The following is an 18,505-nucleotide window of genomic DNA, read 5'->3' as shown; positions in this document are numbered from 1 at the left end:
TCGCCACGAAAGGGCGTCATGTCACCGAACCACAGCACGTTCGCCAACCCCGTGCTCGCGGGCTTCCACCCCGACCCGAGCGTCTGCCGCGTCGGCGACGACTACTACCTCGTCTGCTCCAGCTTCGAGTACTTCCCCGGCGTGCCGATCTTCCACAGCCGGGACCTGGTGCGGTGGACGCAGATCGGCAACGTGCTGGACCGGCCGGAGCAGCTCCGCCTGCCGCTCGACTCACCGTCGTCCGCCGGTGTCTACGCGCCGACCCTGCGCCACCACGACGGCCGGTTCTGGCTCATCACCACGAACGTGAGCGGCGACGGCAACCTCCTGGTCACCGCCACCGATCCCGCCGGACCGTGGTCTGATCCGGTCCTGCTGCCCGACCTGCCCGGCATCGACCCCGACCTGGCGTGGGACGACGACGGCGCCTGCTGGTGCACGATCGCCGGGGTGTCCCAGGTCCGGATCGACCCGCGGACCGGGCAGGTGCTCGACGCGCCGCGGCGGATCTGGTCCGGGGCGCCGGGCGCGAAGGCCCCGGAAGCACCGCACCTGTACCGGATCGGCGAGTACTGGTACCTGCTCATCGCCGAAGGCGGCACCGAACGCGGCCACGGCGTCTCGATCGCCCGGGGCCGCACGCCCTCCGGCCCGTTCGAGGCGTGCCCGGCGAACCCGGTCCTGACCCACCGGAGCACCGACCACCCGATCCAGAACACCGGGCACGGCGACCTCGTGCAGGGGCCGGACGGCTCCTGGTGGATGGTGCTGCTCGGCGTGCGGCCGGGTGGCGGGACGCCGGGCTGGCACGTGCTGGGCCGCGAGACGTTCCTCGCGCCCGTCACCTGGGTGGACGACTGGCCGGTCGTCGGCCCGCTGGAGCCGGAGGCGACCGTGCCCTGGCCGCTGGCGCCGGCGGAAGCCGAGGCGCGGCGCGACGACTTCGACCTCCCCCGGCTCCCGCCGTCCTGGATCTCGCTGCGCGACCGCCAGGAGCGGCGCTGCACCACGGAGGAACGTGCCGGGTGGCTGACCCTCCGCGCGCGGGGCGAGTCCTTGGACGCGCTCGACGTCGTGTTCGTCGGCCGCCGCCAGCAGCACCCGTCCTGCCGGGCCCGCACGCTCGTGGACGCCACGGGCGGAACCGGCGGTCTCGCGGTGCGGCTGGACGAGGAGCACCACTACGAGGTCGAGGCGACCGCCGGCGAGGTGCGGGTGGTCGCCCGCGTCGGCTCGCTGAAGACCGTGGTGGCGTCCCGCGCGGTACCCGCCGGACCGCTCGTCCTCGGCGTCGACGTGCACGAGGAGAAGCACCTCCGGGACGCGCGCACCGGTCCCGACACCGTGTCCTTCGGCATCGGCGGACCGGACGGGACGTTCACCACGCTCGCCACCCTCGACGGCCGCTACCTCTCCACCGAGGTGGCCGGCGGCTTCACCGGCCGGGTCATCGGCCTGTACGCCGCCGCGGGCGTCGTCCACTTCGACTGGTCCGAGTACGAGCCGCTCGACCGCTGACCCCGGAGTCCCGCGCGGCTGTCCGCCCGTCACGACCGCTCCCACCCGACAGCGAAGGTCCCCGCCATGGATCGATCCATGCCACCGCGCGTCCTGTTCGGCGCCGCCTACGACCACGAGTACCAGCCCCACGACCGGTTGACCGAAGACCTCGATTTGATGGCGCGGGCGAGGTTCACCGTCATCCGCGTCGGCGAGTCGGTGTGGTCCACCTTGGAACCGGACAACGGGCGGTTCGACCTCGACTGGCTGCGGCCGGTCCTCGACGGCGCGCACGAACGCGGCATCTCGGTAATCCTCGGCACGCCCACCTACGCGGTGCCGCCGACACGAAACCGGTGCGCGCCCGGGACTACACGATCGAAGGGGACCAGCTCACCCTGACCGCCTCGGCGCTGACGAGGCTCAGCGGCTCGCGGGGCTACGGCACGAACGCGGTGCTGACGGCCCGCTTCTCCCACGGGGAGCTGTGGCGGTTCCACGTCATCACCCATGACATCCCCGTGCTGTCCGACGCCACCGGGACGACCGCTTCGAGGAGTACGACCGGGCGTTCACGCCCGACCACGCCGGTGGTCGCACCACCCTGACGCCTGAGTTCTTCACCGCCGTCGAGGACGACTCGCGGGTGACGCTCACGTTCCACTACTGGAGCGGTGACAAGGTGCCGTACCTCGTCACCGAGTCGGGCGACACGGTCACCGGCACGACGGCCTGACCGACCCGGTGCCGTGGTGACGACGAAGACCGCCGAAGGCGTTCGCAGCCTTCGGCGGTCTTCATCCCAGCCCCCCGGTCGCGTGCCGGGGAACGACCGGTGGTGGGTCAGGCGACGCCGCAGGCCGCGCCGTTCAGGGTGAACGAGGCGGGCTTGCCGGCGTTGCCGGTGTGGTTGGCCTGGAAGCCGATGCTCACCGACCCGCCGGGTGCGATCGAGCCGTTGTAGGACACGTTCCTGGCCGTGACCTGTCCCGACGTGGGCGAGTAGGAGGCGTTCCACCCGGAGGTGATCGTCTGCCCGCCGGGCAGGGTGAACACCAGCGACCAGCCGCTGATCGGCGCGCTGCCGGTGTTCGTGATGACGATCTCCGACGTCAGGCCGGAGTTCCACGCGTTGACGGTGTCGGTCACCTTGCAGCCGTCACCAGGCGGGTTCGTGGTCGTGGTCGTAGTGGTGGTGGTCGTGGTGCTCGTGGTCGTGGTGCTCGTAGTGGTGGTCGTCGTGGTGCCGGGGCCACCCTGGAACTGCGAGATGAACTTCCACGCCTCGCCCTTCGTCCAGGTCCGGGCGCCGTTCTCGGTGTAGGTGCCGTCGACCGGACCGGGCGTGTGCCCGTTGTCGTAGGCGGCCCACTGGACCGGGTACCCCGCCCGGCACGAGTACGTCGTCACGATGTGGGTCAGGCTGCCCTGCGCCGGCTCACGCGGGCTCTGCGCGGCACAGCCGTTGTTCGCCACGAACCTGTCCCGCAACGACCGTCCCGCCGAGATGTTCAGCACGTTGTCCGTGATGCCGTGCAGGCCGAAGTACGCGATCGGCTGGCTCCCGCCGCTGCACCCGCTCAGCTGTGCTCCCGCATAGACCACGACCGCGCGGAAAACCGTCGCCCGAGCACACGCCAGCGCGTAGCTCATGCCGCCGCCGTAGCTGAAGCCCATCGCGAACCGCAACGCCGTGTCGACGCAGAGGTCGCCCTCGATGAGCCGCAGCATGTCGTCGGTGAACGTGACGTCCTCACCGCCCGAGTTGGCCCAGCCGTTGCTCAAGCCCTGCGGCGCCACCAGGATCGCGCTGTTGTTCGACTGCTCCTGCATCCCGTAGTACGACCACGCCGTCCCGCTCGACCCACCCGACGACACGTCGTTCATCGTGCCGCCGAGCCAGTGGAACCCGAAGATCAACCGGTACGGGCGGGTGTTGTCGTAGCCGTCGGGCACCCTCAGGATGAAACTGCGGCTCTTGCCGCCGCTCTGGATCGTGTGCGTGCCGCTGCGCAAGGTCGGTGCCTTGCCGCAGCCCGCCGTCGACGCGAGCGCGCCGACCTGTGAGGACGGCGCGGTCTCGCCGAGCCCTCCGCTCAACGCCGTGCCGGTCGCCGCCGCGGTGAGGAGCACCGCCGCCAACGCGGGCCCGAGAAGCCTACGCGTGATCATCAGAGACTCTTTTCTGCCGTTCGGACGTCAGGTGCGCGGGTGAGCAGTCGCGGCGGCGACCGGTCGAACGCGTGTCAGCAGGTGGAGCCGGTCTGGGTCAGCAGGCCGAGCCGCCAGGGCAGCCGGTTGTAGTCACCGCCCGAGTCGGGTGCCATGCCCTGGTACAGGAAGCGCAGGTTGCACGGGCTGATCTCCATGACCTGGTCGTGGCCGGAGCGGACCAGCTCGCCGTGGCTGATGTCCCGCGTCCACTGACCGCTCGGGAACGTCACGGTGTTGGCGCGGGCGAACGGGTTCGACTCGGAGTCGGCCAGCGCGGTCCACGGTCCGGTGATGGCGGGCGCGGTCCACGAGCGGAACCAGCGCCTGCCGTCCGAACCGATCGCCTCCTGGAGCAGCAGGTACTGGCTCTTGCCCGCGACCTTGTAGACGTTGGTCGCCTCGAACAGCCGGTTCTGGTCGGCGTCCTGCATCGCGATCACGGTGTTGGTGAACCCGTTGGGGTAGTTCGCGACCGTGGTCTCCGACCGGTAGATGTGGCCGTTGTCGTCGGAGGAGAACAGGTAGCACTTGGCTGTGTCGCAGATGACCCAGAAGTCGACCCAGTAGCCGTCACCCATGTTGTCCCGGACGATCTGCGGCATGCCGTTGGCGTAGAACTTCTTCGGCGCGCTCCACGACCTGGGGTCGGCGATGTCGGTCGTGGTCGAGTACGCCGCGTTGTCTCCGGTCTGGTAGACCAGGTACCACAGGTTCTGCGGCGCGAAGTAGAACACGTGCGGCGCGGCCTTGTAGCCGGAGCCGACGGCGGTCGTGTCCAGGTAGGTGTGCGGCGCCGAGGACGCCTGCGACCAGTCGCTGAAGCTGGTGTGCATCAGGTTGTAGCCGGTGGTGTACGTCGAGGCGAACACGTGGTACTTGCCGTTGTAGTAGACGACGCTCGGGTCCTTCACCGCCACGTTGGCGTGGGTGGCGTCCGGCTTCGGGCCGATCAGGACGCCGCTGGACGACCAGCGGAAGCTCGACGGCAGGTTCCCGGTCGGCGGGGTGGTCGTCGTGGTGGTCGTCGTGGTCGAGGTCGTGGTCGACGTGGTGGTGGACGAGGACGTCGTGGTCGTGGTGCCCACGCCGCCGGTGCACGAGGTGCCGTTCAGGCTGAAGCTCGTCGGTGCGGGGTTGCCGCCGGTCCACGACCCGTTGAAGCCGAACTCGACCCGGCCGCCGGTGGGGATGGACCCGTTGTACGAGACGTTGCGGGCCGTCACCTGCGCCCCGCTCTGCGACACGTCGGCGTTCCACGCCTGCGTCACCTGCTGACCGCCGGCGAACGACCAGGTCAGCGTCCACCCGTTGACCGCGTCGCCCACGTTCGTGATGGCCACGTTCGCGGTGAACCCGCCCTGCCACTGGGACGGTGCGGAGTAGGCGACCGAACAGCCCGGCGCGGCCGACGCCGGCGCCGACACCGCTGCGAGGGCGGACAGGGCGACCACCGGCGTGAGCGCCGCGACGGCCAGCTTCGCGCGCCTCGACGTGAAGCGTCGTAACAAGAACATGGCTTCGCCTTCCTGAGGTGATCGTGCCGGGTGACGGCTCACGGACTCGCGTGGTGGCCGAGTCTTCGGAGCCGCACCGGATCTGCCCGCGCCGATGTACCGTCCTCAATGGATGGTTGTGCGCCGGGAGACCGTGCCGGCACGGCAACGAGCACCACCGCGGGCACGATCGGCCAACGGCGCCAGGGGGCATCCCTACCCGGCGACCGGGAGGCGGGGTGCGCGGCGAACGCGCACGGCGCAGGCGGTAATCGCATCCGTGTCCCCCGACGTCGTCGTTGACGGACGGCCGGCGCGGAGTCGCCCGACCGACGGGTTCGAAATTTTCGGTTGAGTCACTTTCACTTTCGGGTCAATCTAGCCGGCCACCGGGGCACGGTCAACGCCCGACTGCGCCAATCTTGTTAGCGCTCACTCTCCGACCGCGCAACGACTGTCGTCGAATGTCGTCGATGGTTCCTTTGAATAGGCAATGGTCAGAGACGCCTTCGCCACGATCGCCCGTTCAGGTCACTGAACGCAAGATTGCACGTCAAGCAACCTTGTTAGCGCAAACGCAACTTTGCCGCGTCGGCCTCGATGTTGAGCACGCCCGACCGGAACACGGCCAGTTCGACGCCGTCGAACCCCGCCGCCCGGACCACCTCGGTCAGCGCGGTCGCGATCCCGGGGCGGTCGACCAGGTGCGGGTCGAGTTCGACCCGCCCGGTGTCACCGAGGTCCCGCACGCGCAGGTCCCGGGTCGACAGGCCCGCGTCCGCGAGCCACGCCCGGACCGCCACCTCCGCGCGTTCCACCCTGGCCAAGCGGGCCGGGGTGATCGTCACGCCGTAGCGCACCCGGCTCGCCAGGCACGGCATCGCCGGTTTGTCCCAAGTGGACAGTTTCCAGTGGCGGCTGACCGCGCGGACGTCGACCTTGGTCATCCCGAGGTCGCGCAGCGGCGTGCGCACACCGATCTCGTCACCGGCGCGGATGCCCGGCCGGAACGGGTCGACCGCGTCGTCGGCGTTCACCCCGGTCGCCACCGCGGCCAGACCGTGGTCCCGCGCGACCGCCATGATGGCGTCCAGCACGGTGGACTTGCAGAAGTAGCAGCGGTCCCGGCCATTCGCCGCGTACGCGGGGTTGTCCAGCTCAGCGGTCTCGGGGGCCACGTGTCGCACGCCGAGGGCGCGGGCGAACGCGCTCGCGTGCGTCGACTCGGCGGTCGCCAGGCTCGCCGAGTCGGCGGTGACCGCGAGCACCGCGTCGGGACCGACGGCGCGCACGGCGGCGGCGAGCACCAGTGCGGAGTCCGCGCCACCGGAGAAGGCCACGGCGACGGGGCCGATCACCCGGAGGCTTTCCACGAGCCGTTCGGCGGCTGCGCCGGTGTCCATCAGTGCTCCTCCAGGCTTTCCGCGGCGATGGCGAGCACGACGCGCAGCGGGAGGCCCGTCTGGCGGGCGACGGCGACGGCGTCGTCGTACTCCGGCTTGCCGTGGTGCGGTCCGTGTTTGCGGCGCACCGGCATCCCGTGGACCTGCACGGTGTCGGTCGTCCGGGGCAGGGCGGTGCGCCGCACGTTCGTGCGCCGCACGCCGAGGGCGCCGGTCTCGACGAGCATCCGTCGCTCGATCCCGTCCGCGGCCTCCGGTGCCACCAGCGCGTGCAGCACGTGCGCCGGCCTGCCCTTCTTCATCGTGACGGGCGTGATCCAGCTGTCCAACGCGCCCGAGTCGAGCAGGAGGGCGACGACGTACCCGAGGACCTCACCGGTGACGTCGTCGAGGTTGGTCTCCAGGACCACCAGGTCGCGCACGTCCGCGGATTCCCGGTCGCCGAGCCTGACCACCGCCACGTTGGGCCGGTCGGGCAGGGTCCTGGTGCCCACGCCGTAGCCGGTGGCCGACAGCCGCATGTCCGGCGGCGGGCCGTAGTCGGCGCCGATCGCGCGCAGCAGCGCCGCGGCGGTCGGGGTCACGGTCTCGCCGGACAGGGTGGTGCCCACGACGCGTGCGCCGTGCAGCAGCGCCGAGGTCGCCGGTGCCGGGCAGGGCAGCACCCCGTGCGCCGTGCGGACCGACCCGGCGCCGATCGGCAACGCCTCGCAGTGCACGGTCCGCACGTCCAGGGCGCGCAGCGCGGCGGCCACGCCGACGATGTCCACGAGCGTGTCGTGACCGCCGAGTTCGTGCAGGTGCACCTCGTCGGGGTCCTCGCCGTGCAGGAGTCCCTCGACCTCGGCGATCGCGCGCAGCGCGGCGACCGCGGTGTCCGCGACCACCCGGTCACGCACCCTGCCCGCCATGCCGATCAGCTCGCCCGCCTTGCGGCTCGTCGCCTCGTCGGACACCGACACGACGGCCCGGCGGCCGGTGAGCCCGTGCGTGAGCACCGGGGTCACGGCGAGGTCCCAGCCGGTCAGACCGGTGTCGGCGACCGCCGCCCGGATCGCGTCCAGCGGTGCGCCCGCGTCCACCAGCGCGGCCAGCAGCATGTCACCGGCCAGCCCGGTGAACGGCGAGATGACGCAGACCCGGCTCACGTCGTCCTCCGCCCCACCACGCGGGCGAGTCGGAACGCGGCCATCGCGGCCCCGAACCCCGAGTCGATGTTCACCACGGTGATCCCGGCCGCGCAGGACGCGTGCATCGCCAGCAGCGCGGTGATGCCCTCCAGCCCGGCGCCGTAGCCGGTCGAGGTGGGCACGGCGACCACCGGGCACGCGACCAGACCACCGATCGCGCTCGCCAGCGCCCCTTCCATGCCCGCGACGACGATGACCGTGTCCGCGGCCCGCAACCGGTCCCGCTCGGCGAGCAGCCGGTGCAGGCCGGCCACACCGATGTCGGTGACGGTGGTGACGCCGAGTCCCACCGCAGTGGCCACGGCGGCGGCCTCGCGCGCCACCGGCAGGTCGGCCGTGCCCGCCGCGGCCACGACCACGCCGAACCCGGCGGGCGCGGCCGGACGCCACACGAGCAGACGGGCTTCACTGTCGTACGAGCCGTCCGGCACGGACTCCAGCACGGACGCCGCCGCCTCGCCGTCGACACGGGTAACCAGCACCGGACCGTCGTTGTGCCGCAACAACGTCCGCACGATCGCGACGACCTGGGCGGGTGTCTTCCCGCTGCCGTAGACCACCTCGGGCAGCCCTTGACGGGCCTCGCGATCGACGTCGACCTTGGCGAACCCGAGGTCGACCACGTCCGGTCCGGGCACGTTCATCCTCCTTGCACGACAACGACAAGGGCAGGCGCAAGCGTGCGGAGTTCGCGCGAGATCACGTCGCCGCCGGCACGTCGAGTTCCGCCCACAGCGCCTCCGGGATCGCGGTGGCGGCGTGCGCGATGTTCTCCGTGACCTCCCGCGCGCTCCGGGCGCCGACGACGACGCTGGTCACCGCCGGGTGTCGCAGCGGGAACTGCAACGCCGCGGCGGCCAGCGGGACGTCGTGCTCGGCGCACCGCGCGGCCAACGCCCGGACGCGCCGCCACACGTCGTCCGGGGCGGCGCGGTAGTCGTAGGTCGCGCCGGGCACCGGGTTCGCGAGGATGCCGCTGTTGAAGACACCACCGACGATGACGCCCACCTGCCGCTTCTCGCACAACGGCAGCAGGTCGTCGGCCGCGCCGCGGTCCAGCAGGGAGTACCGACCGGCCACGAGGACGCAGTCGACGTCGGTCTCGGCGACGAACCGGGCGAGCATCGCCGTCTGGTTCATCCCCGCACCGATCGCCCGCACGGCGCCCTCGGCGCGCAGCCGCTCCAGCGCCGGGTACGCCCCCGTGACCGCCTCCTGCCAGTGCTGGTCCGGGTCGTGGATCAGCGCGATCTCGAAGGAGTCCAGACCGGACCGCTCCAGGCTCTCGGAGAGCGACCGGTAGACCCCGTGGGCGCTGTAGTCGCGCACCCGGACCACGCCCTGCTCGTCGTAGAAGCCCTCGCCACCCACCGGCGCCACTCCCGGCACCAGCAGCCGGCCGACCTTGGTCGAGACCGCGGACTCCGCACGAGGCCGGGTGGCCAGGAACGAACCGAGGCGCCGTTCGGCCAGGCCCGCGCCGTAGTGGGGTGCGGTGTCGAAGTAGCGGATGCCCGCCGCCCACGCCGCCTTCAGCGTGGCCACCGCCTGGTCCTCGGCCACCGCCGAGAACAACCCGGCCAGCGGCGCGGTGCCCAAGCCGAGACGGGTCACGGCGACGCCGGAGCGGCCAAGCGGCACCCGTTCCGCGAACCACTGCCGCGGCGAGTACGCCATCACGCGCGCCCGAGGACGTGGCGCTGCGGACCGGACCCGTCGATGCCGGGGCTCACGCCCAGCAGTCCCATCGGGCTACCCCTCACCGCGGGTACGCCGTGAGCGGCCGGCCGTTGGCGGCGGCGGTACCGGTGTCGCCGTCCCGGTCCACGTGCTCGCGGAGCCAGCGCTCGGTGGTGGTGATGTGCACGAGGGCGGCGGCCTGGGCGAGGGCGGCGTCCCGGTCGACCAGGGCGAGGTAGATCGCCTCGTGCTCGGCCAGGGTGCGGCTCGCCGCGTTGTCGTCGACCAGTCCGCGCCAGACCCTGGCTCGCACCGTGGGACCGGAGATGCCTTCGAGCAGGGTCGTCAGCGTGGCGTTGCCGGTGGCGGCCACGACCGCCCGGTGGAACGCCGCGTCGTGCTTGTTGAGCAGTTCCACGTCGTCGCGGGCCAGGCGCATCGCGTGCAGGTGGCGTTCGACCTCGGCGAGTCCCGCCGCGGAGATGCGGGTGGCGGCGAGCCCGGTGGCGACCGGTTCGAGCAGCCGGCGGACCTCGGTGAGTTCCAGCAGGGTGTCGCCCCTGAGCAGTTCCACCGCGGACGCGATGCTCCCGAGCAGCACCTCCGGCTCCAGGCTGGTCACGTAGGTGCCGTCGCCCCGCCGGATCTCCAGCACCCGCGCGACGACGAGCGCTTTGACCGCCTCCCGCATCAGGTTCCGCGACAGGCCCAGCTCGGCCGCCAGCTGCTGTTCCGGGGGGAGCTTGGACCCGGGTGGCAGCTCGCCCGACTGGATCAGGTCCCTGATGCGGTCGATCGCCTTGTCGGTCAGTGACATGCGGTGGTTCTCCCCGGAACGTGGCGTGCGCGCCGGGGCAGGCTAGCAATACATCCCATCTCCGCGAAAGAGATGGGATGTGTCAACGAAGCGGAAGATCAGCGTCAAACCCAGCAGCACCAGCTTGAATGCGGTCCGACGTTGCCCCGATTGGCCCCCCGATCTGGACATCGGGCCGCCGAGGTCCTATAAATCCATCCCATGTCCAAGTCCTCGGCACGATGACTGAGCTGATCACCGCCGTCGACGCGGTCGACGTGCGGTTCCCGACCTCGCGGGAGCTGGACGGCTCCGACGCGCTGAACCCCGAACCCGACTACTCGGCCGCCTACGTGACCATCCGCACGAGCAACGGCGCGGCGGGCCACGGCCTCGCGTTCACCGTGGGGCGGGGCAACGACATCGAGGTCGCCGCGGTGCGGGCGTTGGCTCCGCTGGTCGTCGGCCTGCCCGTGGACCAGGTCCTCGGCGACCTCGGCGCGTTCTCCCGGCGGCTGACCGGCGACAGCCAGCTGCGCTGGCTCGGCCCGGAGAAGGGGGCCATCCACATGGCCGCCGCCGCGATCGTCAACGCCGTCTGGGACCTGTACGGGCGGCGTGCGGGCAAGCCGGTGTGGCAGCTGCTCTCCGAGCTGTCCCCCGAGCAACTGGTCGACCTCGTCGACTTCCGCTACCTCGAAGACGCGCTCACCCGCGACGAAGCACTCGACATCCTCCGCCGCGCCGAACCCGGCCGCGCCGAACGCGCCGCCCACCTCCTTCGGCACGGCTACCCCGCCTACACCACGACACCCGGCTGGCTCGGCTACGACGACGAGAAGCTCGTGCGCCTGTCGAAGGAAGCCGTCGCCGACGGGTTCACCCAGATCAAGCTGAAGGTCGGCGCCGACCACGCCGACGACCGGCGCCGGCTGCGGCTGGCCCGCGAGGCGGTCGGACCGGACATCAGGATCGCCGTGGACGCCAACCAGGCGTGGGGCGTGCGGCAGGCGATCGACTGGATGGCCGCGCTCCTGCCGTACGACCCGTACTGGATCGAGGAGCCCACCTCACCCGACGACATCCTCGGCCACGCCGCCATCCGAGAGGCGCTGGCGCCGGTGAAGGTCGCCACCGGCGAGCACACCCACAACCAGGTGATGTTCAAGCAGTTCTTGCAGGCAGGTGCCCTCGATGTCCTGCAACTCGACGCCAGTCGCACCGCGGGCGTCACCGAGAACGTCGCCATCGTGCTGCTGGCCGCCAAGTTCGGCGTACCCGTCTGCCCGCACGCGGGCGGGGTGGGGCTGTGCGAGATGGTCCAGCACCTGGCGATGTTCGACTACGTGGCCGTCAGCGGCACGACCGAGGACCGCGTCATCGAGTACGTCGACCACCTGCACGAGCACTTCACCGACCCGGTGCGAATCCGCCGCGGCCACTACCTCGCCCCGACCGCACCCGGCATCAGCGCCGAACTGCACCCCGCGTCCATCGCCGCCCACCGCTTCCCCGACGGGCCCGTCTGGAACCGGCAGGCCACCGCATGAGCGAGCTCGCGGGCGCATCGCCCGACACAGCGCTTCGCACTCTTGCCACGCCAAGCGCCCGCGAGATGCGCGCTGCACCGGTTCCGCCACACGGCGATCGCCGGCACCCGTCCCCACCTCCGGCCGTCAGCGCGGGCGAGGTGCGCGCTGCACCAGTCCGACCACACGACGATCGCCGGCACCCGTACCCACCCCCGACCGTCAGCTCCGGCTTCCCGAACCACACCGCGCGCTAGGAGAACCGCCGTGCCGACCAGCTTCCGCGTCCGCATCGCCGCCGTCACCGCCCTCGTCGCCGCGCTGAGCGCCTGCGGCGCACCGGGCTCCGGGCAGTCCGGCTCGGGCGGCCCGGTCGTCGGCGTCGACTACCCGCGGTCCGACACCGACTTCTGGAACTCCTACATCAAGTACAGCCCCGAGTTCGCGGACGAACTGGGGCTCGAACTGAAGACCACCAACTCCCAGAACGACGTCGCCAAGCTCACCGCCAACGCCCAGACCTTCATCAGCCAGGGCGTCAAGGGCGTCGCGATGGCGCCGCAGGACACCGCGGCCATCGCGCCCACGCTGGAACAGCTGGAGGCGAAGAAGATCCCGGTCGTCACGGTGGACACCCGACCCGACACCGGCAACGTGTACATGGTGGTCCGCGCCGACAACCGCGCCTACGGCGAGAAGTCGTGCCGGTTCCTCGGCGCGAAGCTCGGCGGCAAGGGCAAGGTCGTGATGCTGCAAGGCGATCTCGCCTCGATCAACGGGCGCGACCGGACCGAGGCGTTCAACGACTGCATGAAGGCCAACTACCCCGACATCACGGTCTTCGGGGAGGCCACGAACTGGGACGGCGCGGTCGCCGCGCAGAAGCTCCAGACCGACCTCACCGCCCACCCCGACATCAAGGGCGTCTACATGCAGTCCAGCTTCGCGCTCGCCGGCACGCTCCAGGTGCTCAAGCAGAAGGGCCTGCTGGTGGGGCCGGAAGATCCCAAGCACGTGTTCGTGGTCTCCAACGACGGCATCCCCGAAGAGCTCACGAGCATCGCCGAAGGCCGGATCGACGCCACCGTGTCCCAACCGGCCGACCTCTACGCCAAGTACGCCCTGCACTACCTCAAGGCCGCGATCGACGGCAAGACGTTCGCGCCCGGCAAGACCGACCACGACAGCACGATCATCCAGGTCCGCGACGGTCTGCTGGAGGACCAGCTCTCCGCTCCCCTGGTCACCTCCGACGGCGGCACCTACGACGGCGTTCCCAGTCTGAAGAGCGACGACCAGTCCCTGTGGGGCAACAAGCTCGGCTGATCGGAAGGGCGATGCGCGAGATGGCAGCGACTGCGCCCGTCGCCGAGGCGACGGGGATCACGAAGCGGTTCGGGTCGACCGTGGCCCTGCACGAGGCGTCGATCAGGATCGAGGCCGGACAGACCCACGCCCTCGTCGGGCGCAACGGGGCGGGCAAGTCGACCCTGGTGTCCGTCCTCACCGGACTCCAGCCGCCGGACGAGGGTGCGGTGCGGTTCGGCGGCGAGCCCGCGCCCCGGCCGGCCGACCGGGACGCCTGGCGGCAGCGGGTGGCGTGCGTCTACCAGAAGTCCACGATCATCCCCGAGCTGACCGTCGCCGAGAACCTCTTCCTCAACCGGCACGACCGCGGACGCGGCGGGCTGATCAGCTGGAAGACCGTGCGCGACAGGGCGCGGGAACTGCTGGACACCTGGTCGGTCGACGTGGACGTGCGCACCCTGGCGAAGGAGCTGGACGTCGAGCGGCGGCAGTTCGTGGAGATCGCCAGGGCGCTGTCGTTCGGGGCGCGCTTCATCGTCCTGGACGAGCCCACCGCCCAACTGGACGCCGCCGCCATCAACCGGCTGTTCGCCCGGATCAACGACCTCCAGCAGCAGGGCGTCACGTTCCTGTTCATCAGCCACCACTTGCAAGAGGTCTACGAGATCTGCGACACGGTGACCGTGTTCCGCGACGCCAGGCACATCCTGACCGCCACGGTCGACGAACTGCCGCGGGCCGAGCTGGTCGCGGCCATGACCGGCGAGGCCGCCGCGGGGGCCGGTGCCGCACGCCGAGGACCGTCGACCGACGCCGCGGACGTGCTCAAGGTCGACGGCGCGTCCCTGCCCGGCGCGTACGAAGACGTGTCGTTCCGCATCCGAGCCGGTGAGATCGTCGGTCTCGCCGGCGCGGCGAGCAGCGGTCGCATCGAGATCGCGGAAACCGTCGTCGGGTTGCGCACGGCCGCCCGGGGCACCGTGGAGATCGCGGGCTCACGGCCCAAGCCGGGCAGCGTCCCCGCGGCGCTGGAAGCCGGTGCCGGGTTCGTCCCGCAGGACCGGCACCACCAGGGTCTCGTGCCGGAGATGTCCATCGCGGACAACGCGACCCTGACGATCCCGGAGCGGATCGGCCGCGCGGGGTTCATCGACGGCGAGCTGCGGGACGGCTTCGCCCGGTCCGCGATCGGGAAGCTGGCGATCAAGACGCCGGGACCGGAGCTGCCGGTCTCCGGTCTCTCCGGCGGCAACCAGCAGAAGGTCGTCATGGCTCGCGCCCTGGCCAACGACCCGGCGCTGCTGGTGCTGATCAACCCGACCGCCGGCGTCGACGTGCGGTCCAAGGAATTCCTCCTCGGCAAGGTCGAGGAGATCGCCGAGTCCGGCACCGGCGTGCTCATCGCCTCCGACGAGCTCGACGACCTGCGCCTGTGCGACCGCGTCCTGGTGGTGTTCCAGGGCCGCGTGGTCGCCGAGACCGCCCGCGGCTGGCACGACCACCAGCTCGTGGCCGCGATGGAAGGAGTGGACCTCGATGCCTGAGACCACGACCGCGGCGGCGGTCACCGGCGACAGTCCCGCGGACGGCCCGGTCGGCAAGGGTCCGTCCACCGGGCGTGCCGGTGGGCGGCGGATCGCCTTCGCCCGCCTGCGCGACCTGGCGCTCGTCCCCGCGATCATCGTGATCGCGGTCGTCGGGCAAGTGGTCAACCCGGTGTTCCTGCAAGCCGACAACCTGATCAACATCCTGCAGACCATGTCGGAGATCGCCGTCCTGGTCCTGGCCCAGACGCTGGTGCTGATCGTCAAGAAGATGGACCTCTCCCTGGAGTCCACCGTCGGACTCGCGCCAGGAGTCGCCGCGTGGCTCACGGTGCCCGTCGGAGCAGGCCACGGGCTCGGCCTGCTGCCGGGAGGCTGGTCGGTGCCTGTCACGCTGGCGGTCGGCGTCCTGATCGGCGTCCTCAACGCGCTGTTCATCATCCGGTTCGGGCTGCACGGCTTCATCGTGACGCTCGGCATGTTGATCGTGCTGCGCGGCATCCTCACCGGCATCTCCGGCGGCCAGACCTTCTTCCGCCTCCCGGAGTCGATGCTCTACCTCGGCACCACGCAGTGGTTCGGCGTCCCCGCGTCCGTGTGGCTGTGCCTGGTCCTGTTCGCCATCGGCATCGTGGTGCTCGGCTTCACCGGCTTCGGCCGCTCCCTGTACGCGATCGGCGGCAACGTCGACGCGGCGAAGGCGGCCGGCATCCGCACGGACCGGGTGCTCTGGATCGTCATCGTGACCGCGAGCCTCCTCGCGGCCCTCGGCGGGCTGCTGCTGTCCGGCCGGCTGGCCTCGGTCGCCTCCGCCCAGGGCAACGGCTACATCTTCACCGTGTTCGCCGCGGCCGTCATCGGCGGCATCAGCCTCAACGGCGGCAAGGGGACGATGTTCGGCGCGTTCACCGGCATCCTGCTGCTGTTCATGATCCAGAACGTGCTCACCCTCGGCGGCGTCCCCGCCCAGTGGATCGGCGCGCTCAACGGCACGATCATCCTCATCGCCCTGGCGCTGTCCCGCGTCACCGGGGGCAAGGCGCAGGAGTAGGTCCGCGCCCACGGCCCTGCGCCGTCAGGCCACCAGCCCGTGGCGGTACGCGTAGACGACGGCCTGCACCCGGTCGCGGAGGTTCAGCTTGGCGAGGATGCGCGACACGTACGTCTTGACGGTCTCGTGGCTGAGCACCAGGGTCGCGGCGATCTCGCTGTTGGACAGGCCGTCCGCGATGAGGCGCAGCACTTCGAGTTCGCGTGAGGTCAGCGGGACGTCGTCCGTCATGCCCTGCACCGGCTTGATCCGATCGGCGTACCGGCCGACGAGCCGGCGGGTCACCTCGGGCGCCAGCAGCGCCCAACCGGTGGCGACGGTGCGGATGCCGTGCAGCAGCTGCGCGGGCGGCGCGTCCTTGAGCAGGAACCCGCTGGCGCCCGCGCGCAGCGCCTCGTACACGTACTCGTCCAGGTTGAACGTCGTCACGACGAGCACCTTGGCGGGGTTCTCCACGTCCGCGCCCGCCAACAAGCGGGTGGCCTCGATGCCGTCCAGCACCGGCATCCGGACGTCCATCACCACCACGTCCGGGCGCAGCCGCTCGGCGAGGTCGACCGCGGCGCGCCCGTCCCCGCACTCGCCCACGACCTCCAGGTCGTGCTGCGCGTCGATGATCGTCGCGAAACCGGTGCGGACCAGCGCCTGGTCGTCGCACACCAGCACCCGCACCGGCGCGCTCACGACGGGCTCCCCACCGGGATGCGTGCGCGCACGACGAAGCCGCCGTCCCGCCGGCCCGCGCTGAACTCACCGCCGAGCACGTCGACCCGGTCGCGCAGCCCGGCGAGCCCCCGCCCGCTGCCACCGGGCGACGCGACGGACGATCCACCGCCTTCGGTGCCGACCTCCACCACGATCTCGCTCCCGCCGTGCCGCACGTGGACCGTGGTCCGGCTGCCGTGCGCGTGTTTGAGCGCGTTCGTCAACGCCTCCTGCACCACCCGGTACGCCACCACCTTCGCGCTCCCCGCCGGCGGCACGCCCTCCTCCGTGAACTCGACCGGCTGCCCGGCCTGCCTGGTCTGCGCCACGAGCGCGCTCAGCTCCCCGACGGACGGCGTGCGCGGATCGGCGTCGTGGTCCGGGTTCAGCAGGTCGAGCAGGTGCCTCAGGTCCGCGATGGACCTGCGGCCGGTGTCGCTGATCGCGGCCAACGTCTGGTCCAGGCGCTCGGGCGCACCGCCCAGGTACCGCGCCGCCTCGGCTTGCACGACCATCGCGGTCACGTGGTGGGTCACGACGTCGTGCAGCTCGCGGGCGATGCGGGTGCGTTCCGCGAGCCGGGTCGCCTCGGCCACGTGGCGGCGGCGTTCCGCCTCCCCCTCCCTGGACAGCCGCAGCCACGCCCCTGCCGCCCAGGCGGCGGCCAGCGTCAGGTAGAACGTCACGAACCCGGCCACGCCTTCGCCGGAACCGTGCCGGTCGAGCGCGACGGCCAGCGGCACGTACGCCGCGGAGGCCAGCACGGCGACGGCCCGCCGCCGGCCGCCCAGGTGCAGCCCCGTGCTCAGCAGCGCGATGGGCAGCGCGGTGCCCGCGACCGCGTGGTAGCCGAGGAGCTGGTCGGCCGCAAACCCGGTGGCGACCAAGGCGAGGCAGACGGCCGGCCACCGCCTGCGCACGATCAGCGGCAGGCACTCCAGCGCGATCACCGCCACGGCCAGCGCGTCCATCGGGCGGGTGGGCAGGTCACCGAGCTGCGTTCCCCGGTTGTGCAGCGCGGGCACCAGCGACGAGAGCGCCAGCGCGAGCGCGAGCGGGACGTCCCGGACCGTGACGTCCCACCGTCGCCACAGGTCCGGGAGCCGCCGGAAGCCGATCACCCGGCGAGGGTAGCCGCGGGGGCGGAGCGGCGGCGCAGTGGCACCAGGTTGCCGCGCCGGCGGGCCAGCCACAGGAACACGACCGTCACCGCGACGCCGGCCAGCACCGAGTACCCGCTCGCCTCCGGACCGAACTCGCCGCCGCTGAGCAGGAACGGGCCGGACGTCACGCCGTCCAGCAGCCCTTGCGGAGCGTCCTGTCCGGACACGCTGGTGCTGAAGATGCCGCCCTGCGCGAAGTTCCAGCCGAAGTGCACGCCGATGGGCACCCAGAGGTTGCGCGTGGCGGCGTAGACGGCGGCCAGCATGAATCCCGCCTCGATCGCGATGGCGGACGCGGTCCACAACGTGGCGTGCGGGTTGAACAGGTGCGCCGCGCCGAACAGGAGCCCGGTGAGCCCGAGCGACGCCCACGTGCCGATGTGCTGTTCGACGATGCGGAAGAGGATGCCGCGGAAGAGCAGTTCCTCCACCACGACGGCAGCGGCCGTGAAGCCGAGCAACGCCGTCGCGCCCGCCGGCGAACCCCAACCCAGCACCTCGAAGCCGCCGAAGAGCGCGATGATCGCGATGACGGCGCCGAACATGGCGGTGCCGACCAGCAGCCCACGCCCGAACGCGGGGACAGCTCCCTGCACGGCCACTTCGAGCGGTTCCCGGCGCTCGGTCCGCTTCACCACGTACGCGTAGACGTACAGCGACAGCGCCGCTGTGGCCAAACCGCCCACCAGCGTGAGGGGCACGTTCCAGTGCATGGCGGTGACGAGCGCGTTGCCGGCGAAAGCCACCAGCGCGACGGCCCCGAACTGCATCAACAGTCGCATTACCAATCCTTCGCGAGACGTTCACGGCCATGGCGCCGCGGATGTCTGAACGCTATGGATCGGACCGCCCGGAATCGTCACCGCGCGGTGGACACTTGCGTGTAGCTCGCACGGGGGACACGGCCTGGCCGCGCGACGGGAACGAGG

At 71.4% G+C, this 18,505-nt stretch carries 18 protein-coding genes; 8 read left to right on the top strand and 10 right to left on the bottom strand.

Annotated features, from left to right (window positions below):
- Window positions 1-18: 18 nt before the first annotated feature.
- The 4 genes from OQ02_RS35510 to OQ02_RS45200 all read left to right on the top strand — a co-directional run bounded on the left by OQ02_RS35510 (window position 19) and on the right by OQ02_RS45200 (window position 2,236).
- Window positions 19-1,518: a glycoside hydrolase family 43 protein gene (locus OQ02_RS35510; protein ID WP_033443055.1), complete on the top strand. Its 1,500-nt coding sequence runs from the start codon at window positions 19-21 to the stop codon at window positions 1,516-1,518.
- 66 nt (window positions 1,519-1,584) lie between these two features.
- Window positions 1,585-1,902, top strand: coding sequence for a beta-galactosidase (locus OQ02_RS35505; protein ID WP_231500367.1), 318 nt, complete (start codon window positions 1,585-1,587; stop codon window positions 1,900-1,902).
- Window positions 1,857-2,108 (top strand): X2-like carbohydrate binding domain-containing protein, encoded by a 252-nt coding sequence (locus OQ02_RS45205; RefSeq protein WP_197043641.1) that lies wholly within the window; start codon window positions 1,857-1,859, stop codon window positions 2,106-2,108. The genes OQ02_RS35505 and OQ02_RS45205 overlap by 46 nt, the downstream gene beginning before the upstream one ends.
- On the top strand, window positions 2,105-2,236 hold the full coding sequence (locus tag OQ02_RS45200; protein WP_231500374.1) for a hypothetical protein: 132 nt from the start codon (window positions 2,105-2,107) through the stop codon (window positions 2,234-2,236). Before OQ02_RS45205 ends, OQ02_RS45200 begins: the two co-directional genes overlap by 4 nt.
- 107 nt (window positions 2,237-2,343) lie before the next feature.
- On the opposite strand, the gene OQ02_RS35495 is transcribed toward OQ02_RS45200, so the two are convergent.
- From OQ02_RS35495 to OQ02_RS35465, 7 genes are all read right to left on the bottom strand, one after another.
- Window positions 2,344-3,672 (bottom strand): cellulose binding domain-containing protein, encoded by a 1,329-nt coding sequence (locus OQ02_RS35495; RefSeq protein ID WP_033443052.1) that lies wholly within the window; start codon window positions 3,670-3,672, stop codon window positions 2,344-2,346.
- A gap of 74 nt (window positions 3,673-3,746) precedes the next feature.
- Window positions 3,747-5,228, bottom strand: coding sequence for a non-reducing end alpha-L-arabinofuranosidase family hydrolase (locus tag OQ02_RS43110; RefSeq protein ID WP_081916171.1), 1,482 nt, complete (start codon window positions 5,226-5,228; stop codon window positions 3,747-3,749).
- Between the two features lie 545 nt (window positions 5,229-5,773).
- Complete coding sequence (locus OQ02_RS35485) at window positions 5,774-6,610, bottom strand: ATP-dependent sacrificial sulfur transferase LarE (protein ID WP_051773194.1); 837 nt, start codon at window positions 6,608-6,610, stop codon at window positions 5,774-5,776.
- Window positions 6,610-7,758 carry a nickel pincer cofactor biosynthesis protein LarC gene (larC, locus tag OQ02_RS35480; protein ID WP_033443051.1) on the bottom strand — a complete coding sequence of 383 codons (1,149 nt, stop codon included), beginning with the start codon at window positions 7,756-7,758 and terminating at the stop codon, window positions 6,610-6,612. Before larC ends, OQ02_RS35485 begins: the two co-directional genes overlap by 1 nt.
- The gene (gene larB / locus OQ02_RS35475; protein WP_231500366.1) at window positions 7,755-8,438 is read right to left on the bottom strand and encodes a nickel pincer cofactor biosynthesis protein LarB; all 684 of its coding nucleotides are present in this window, start codon (window positions 8,436-8,438) and stop codon (window positions 7,755-7,757) included. Before larB ends, larC begins: the two co-directional genes overlap by 4 nt.
- Window positions 8,439-8,499: 61 nt before the next feature.
- The gene (locus tag OQ02_RS35470) at window positions 8,500-9,477 is read right to left on the bottom strand and encodes an aldo/keto reductase (protein ID WP_051773193.1); all 978 of its coding nucleotides are present in this window, start codon (window positions 9,475-9,477) and stop codon (window positions 8,500-8,502) included.
- Window positions 9,478-9,559: 82 nt separating this feature from the next.
- On the bottom strand, window positions 9,560-10,297 hold the full coding sequence (locus OQ02_RS35465; RefSeq protein ID WP_033443049.1) for a FadR/GntR family transcriptional regulator: 738 nt from the start codon (window positions 10,295-10,297) through the stop codon (window positions 9,560-9,562).
- 221 nt (window positions 10,298-10,518) lie between these two features.
- Between OQ02_RS35465 and OQ02_RS35460 the strand changes: the two genes are divergently transcribed.
- The 4 genes from OQ02_RS35460 to OQ02_RS35445 all read left to right on the top strand — a co-directional run bounded on the left by OQ02_RS35460 (window position 10,519) and on the right by OQ02_RS35445 (window position 15,708).
- Window positions 10,519-11,826, top strand: a complete 1,308-nt coding sequence (locus OQ02_RS35460) for an enolase C-terminal domain-like protein (RefSeq protein WP_033443048.1) — start codon at window positions 10,519-10,521, stop codon at window positions 11,824-11,826.
- A 246-nt stretch (window positions 11,827-12,072) separates the two neighbouring features.
- Window positions 12,073-13,131, top strand: coding sequence for a sugar ABC transporter substrate-binding protein (locus OQ02_RS35455; RefSeq protein ID WP_033443047.1), 1,059 nt, complete (start codon window positions 12,073-12,075; stop codon window positions 13,129-13,131).
- A gap of 20 nt (window positions 13,132-13,151) precedes the next feature.
- Entirely contained in the window at window positions 13,152-14,657 is a 1,506-nt protein-coding gene (locus OQ02_RS35450) for a sugar ABC transporter ATP-binding protein (RefSeq protein ID WP_197043640.1), read from the top strand.
- Window positions 14,650-15,708 carry an ABC transporter permease gene (locus OQ02_RS35445; RefSeq protein ID WP_033443046.1) on the top strand — a complete coding sequence of 353 codons (1,059 nt, stop codon included), beginning with the start codon at window positions 14,650-14,652 and terminating at the stop codon, window positions 15,706-15,708. The genes OQ02_RS35450 and OQ02_RS35445 overlap by 8 nt, the downstream gene beginning before the upstream one ends.
- A gap of 24 nt (window positions 15,709-15,732) precedes the next feature.
- Here the strand turns inward: OQ02_RS35445 and OQ02_RS35440 are convergent, their stop codons facing one another.
- Genes OQ02_RS35440 through OQ02_RS35430 form a run of 3 tightly spaced genes read right to left on the bottom strand, consistent with a single transcriptional unit; the run spans window position 15,733 to window position 18,358 of the window.
- On the bottom strand, window positions 15,733-16,392 hold the full coding sequence (locus OQ02_RS35440; protein WP_033443045.1) for a response regulator: 660 nt from the start codon (window positions 16,390-16,392) through the stop codon (window positions 15,733-15,735).
- Window positions 16,389-17,534: a sensor histidine kinase gene (locus OQ02_RS35435; RefSeq protein ID WP_033443105.1), complete on the bottom strand. Its 1,146-nt coding sequence runs from the start codon at window positions 17,532-17,534 to the stop codon at window positions 16,389-16,391. The genes OQ02_RS35440 and OQ02_RS35435 overlap by 4 nt, the downstream gene beginning before the upstream one ends.
- Complete coding sequence (locus OQ02_RS35430) at window positions 17,531-18,358, bottom strand: CPBP family intramembrane glutamic endopeptidase (protein WP_033443044.1); 828 nt, start codon at window positions 18,356-18,358, stop codon at window positions 17,531-17,533. The genes OQ02_RS35435 and OQ02_RS35430 overlap by 4 nt, the downstream gene beginning before the upstream one ends.
- Between the last annotated feature and the right edge of the window lie 147 nt (window positions 18,359-18,505).

Source organism: Saccharothrix sp. NRRL B-16314, from assembly GCF_000716595.1.
Classification (GTDB): Bacteria; Actinomycetota; Actinomycetes; order Mycobacteriales; family Pseudonocardiaceae; genus Actinosynnema.
This window is presented reverse-complemented; position numbering and strand designations above follow the sequence as displayed.

Excerpts from the sequence above, each read along its gene's own strand:
- OQ02_RS35485 (WP_051773194.1), bottom strand. The coding sequence starts at position 6,610 with ATGGACACCGGCGCAGCCGCCGAACGGCTCGTGGAAAGCCTCCGGGTG.
- OQ02_RS35460 (WP_033443048.1), top strand. The coding sequence starts at position 10,519 with ATGACTGAGCTGATCACCGCCGTCGACGCGGTCGACGTGCGGTTCCCG.
- OQ02_RS43110 (WP_081916171.1), bottom strand. The coding sequence starts at position 5,228 with ATGTTCTTGTTACGACGCTTCACGTCGAGGCGCGCGAAGCTGGCCGTC.
- OQ02_RS35470 (WP_051773193.1), bottom strand. The coding sequence starts at position 9,477 with ATGGCGTACTCGCCGCGGCAGTGGTTCGCGGAACGGGTGCCGCTTGGC.
- OQ02_RS35495 (WP_033443052.1), bottom strand. The coding sequence starts at position 3,672 with ATGATCACGCGTAGGCTTCTCGGGCCCGCGTTGGCGGCGGTGCTCCTC.
- OQ02_RS35510 (WP_033443055.1), top strand. The coding sequence starts at position 19 with ATGTCACCGAACCACAGCACGTTCGCCAACCCCGTGCTCGCGGGCTTC.
- OQ02_RS35430 (WP_033443044.1), bottom strand. The coding sequence starts at position 18,358 with ATGCGACTGTTGATGCAGTTCGGGGCCGTCGCGCTGGTGGCTTTCGCC.
- OQ02_RS35450 (WP_197043640.1), top strand. The coding sequence starts at position 13,152 with ATGGCAGCGACTGCGCCCGTCGCCGAGGCGACGGGGATCACGAAGCGG.
- OQ02_RS35465 (WP_033443049.1), bottom strand. The coding sequence starts at position 10,297 with ATGTCACTGACCGACAAGGCGATCGACCGCATCAGGGACCTGATCCAG.
- OQ02_RS35445 (WP_033443046.1), top strand. The coding sequence starts at position 14,650 with ATGCCTGAGACCACGACCGCGGCGGCGGTCACCGGCGACAGTCCCGCG.
- OQ02_RS35505 (WP_231500367.1), top strand. The coding sequence starts at position 1,585 with ATGGATCGATCCATGCCACCGCGCGTCCTGTTCGGCGCCGCCTACGAC.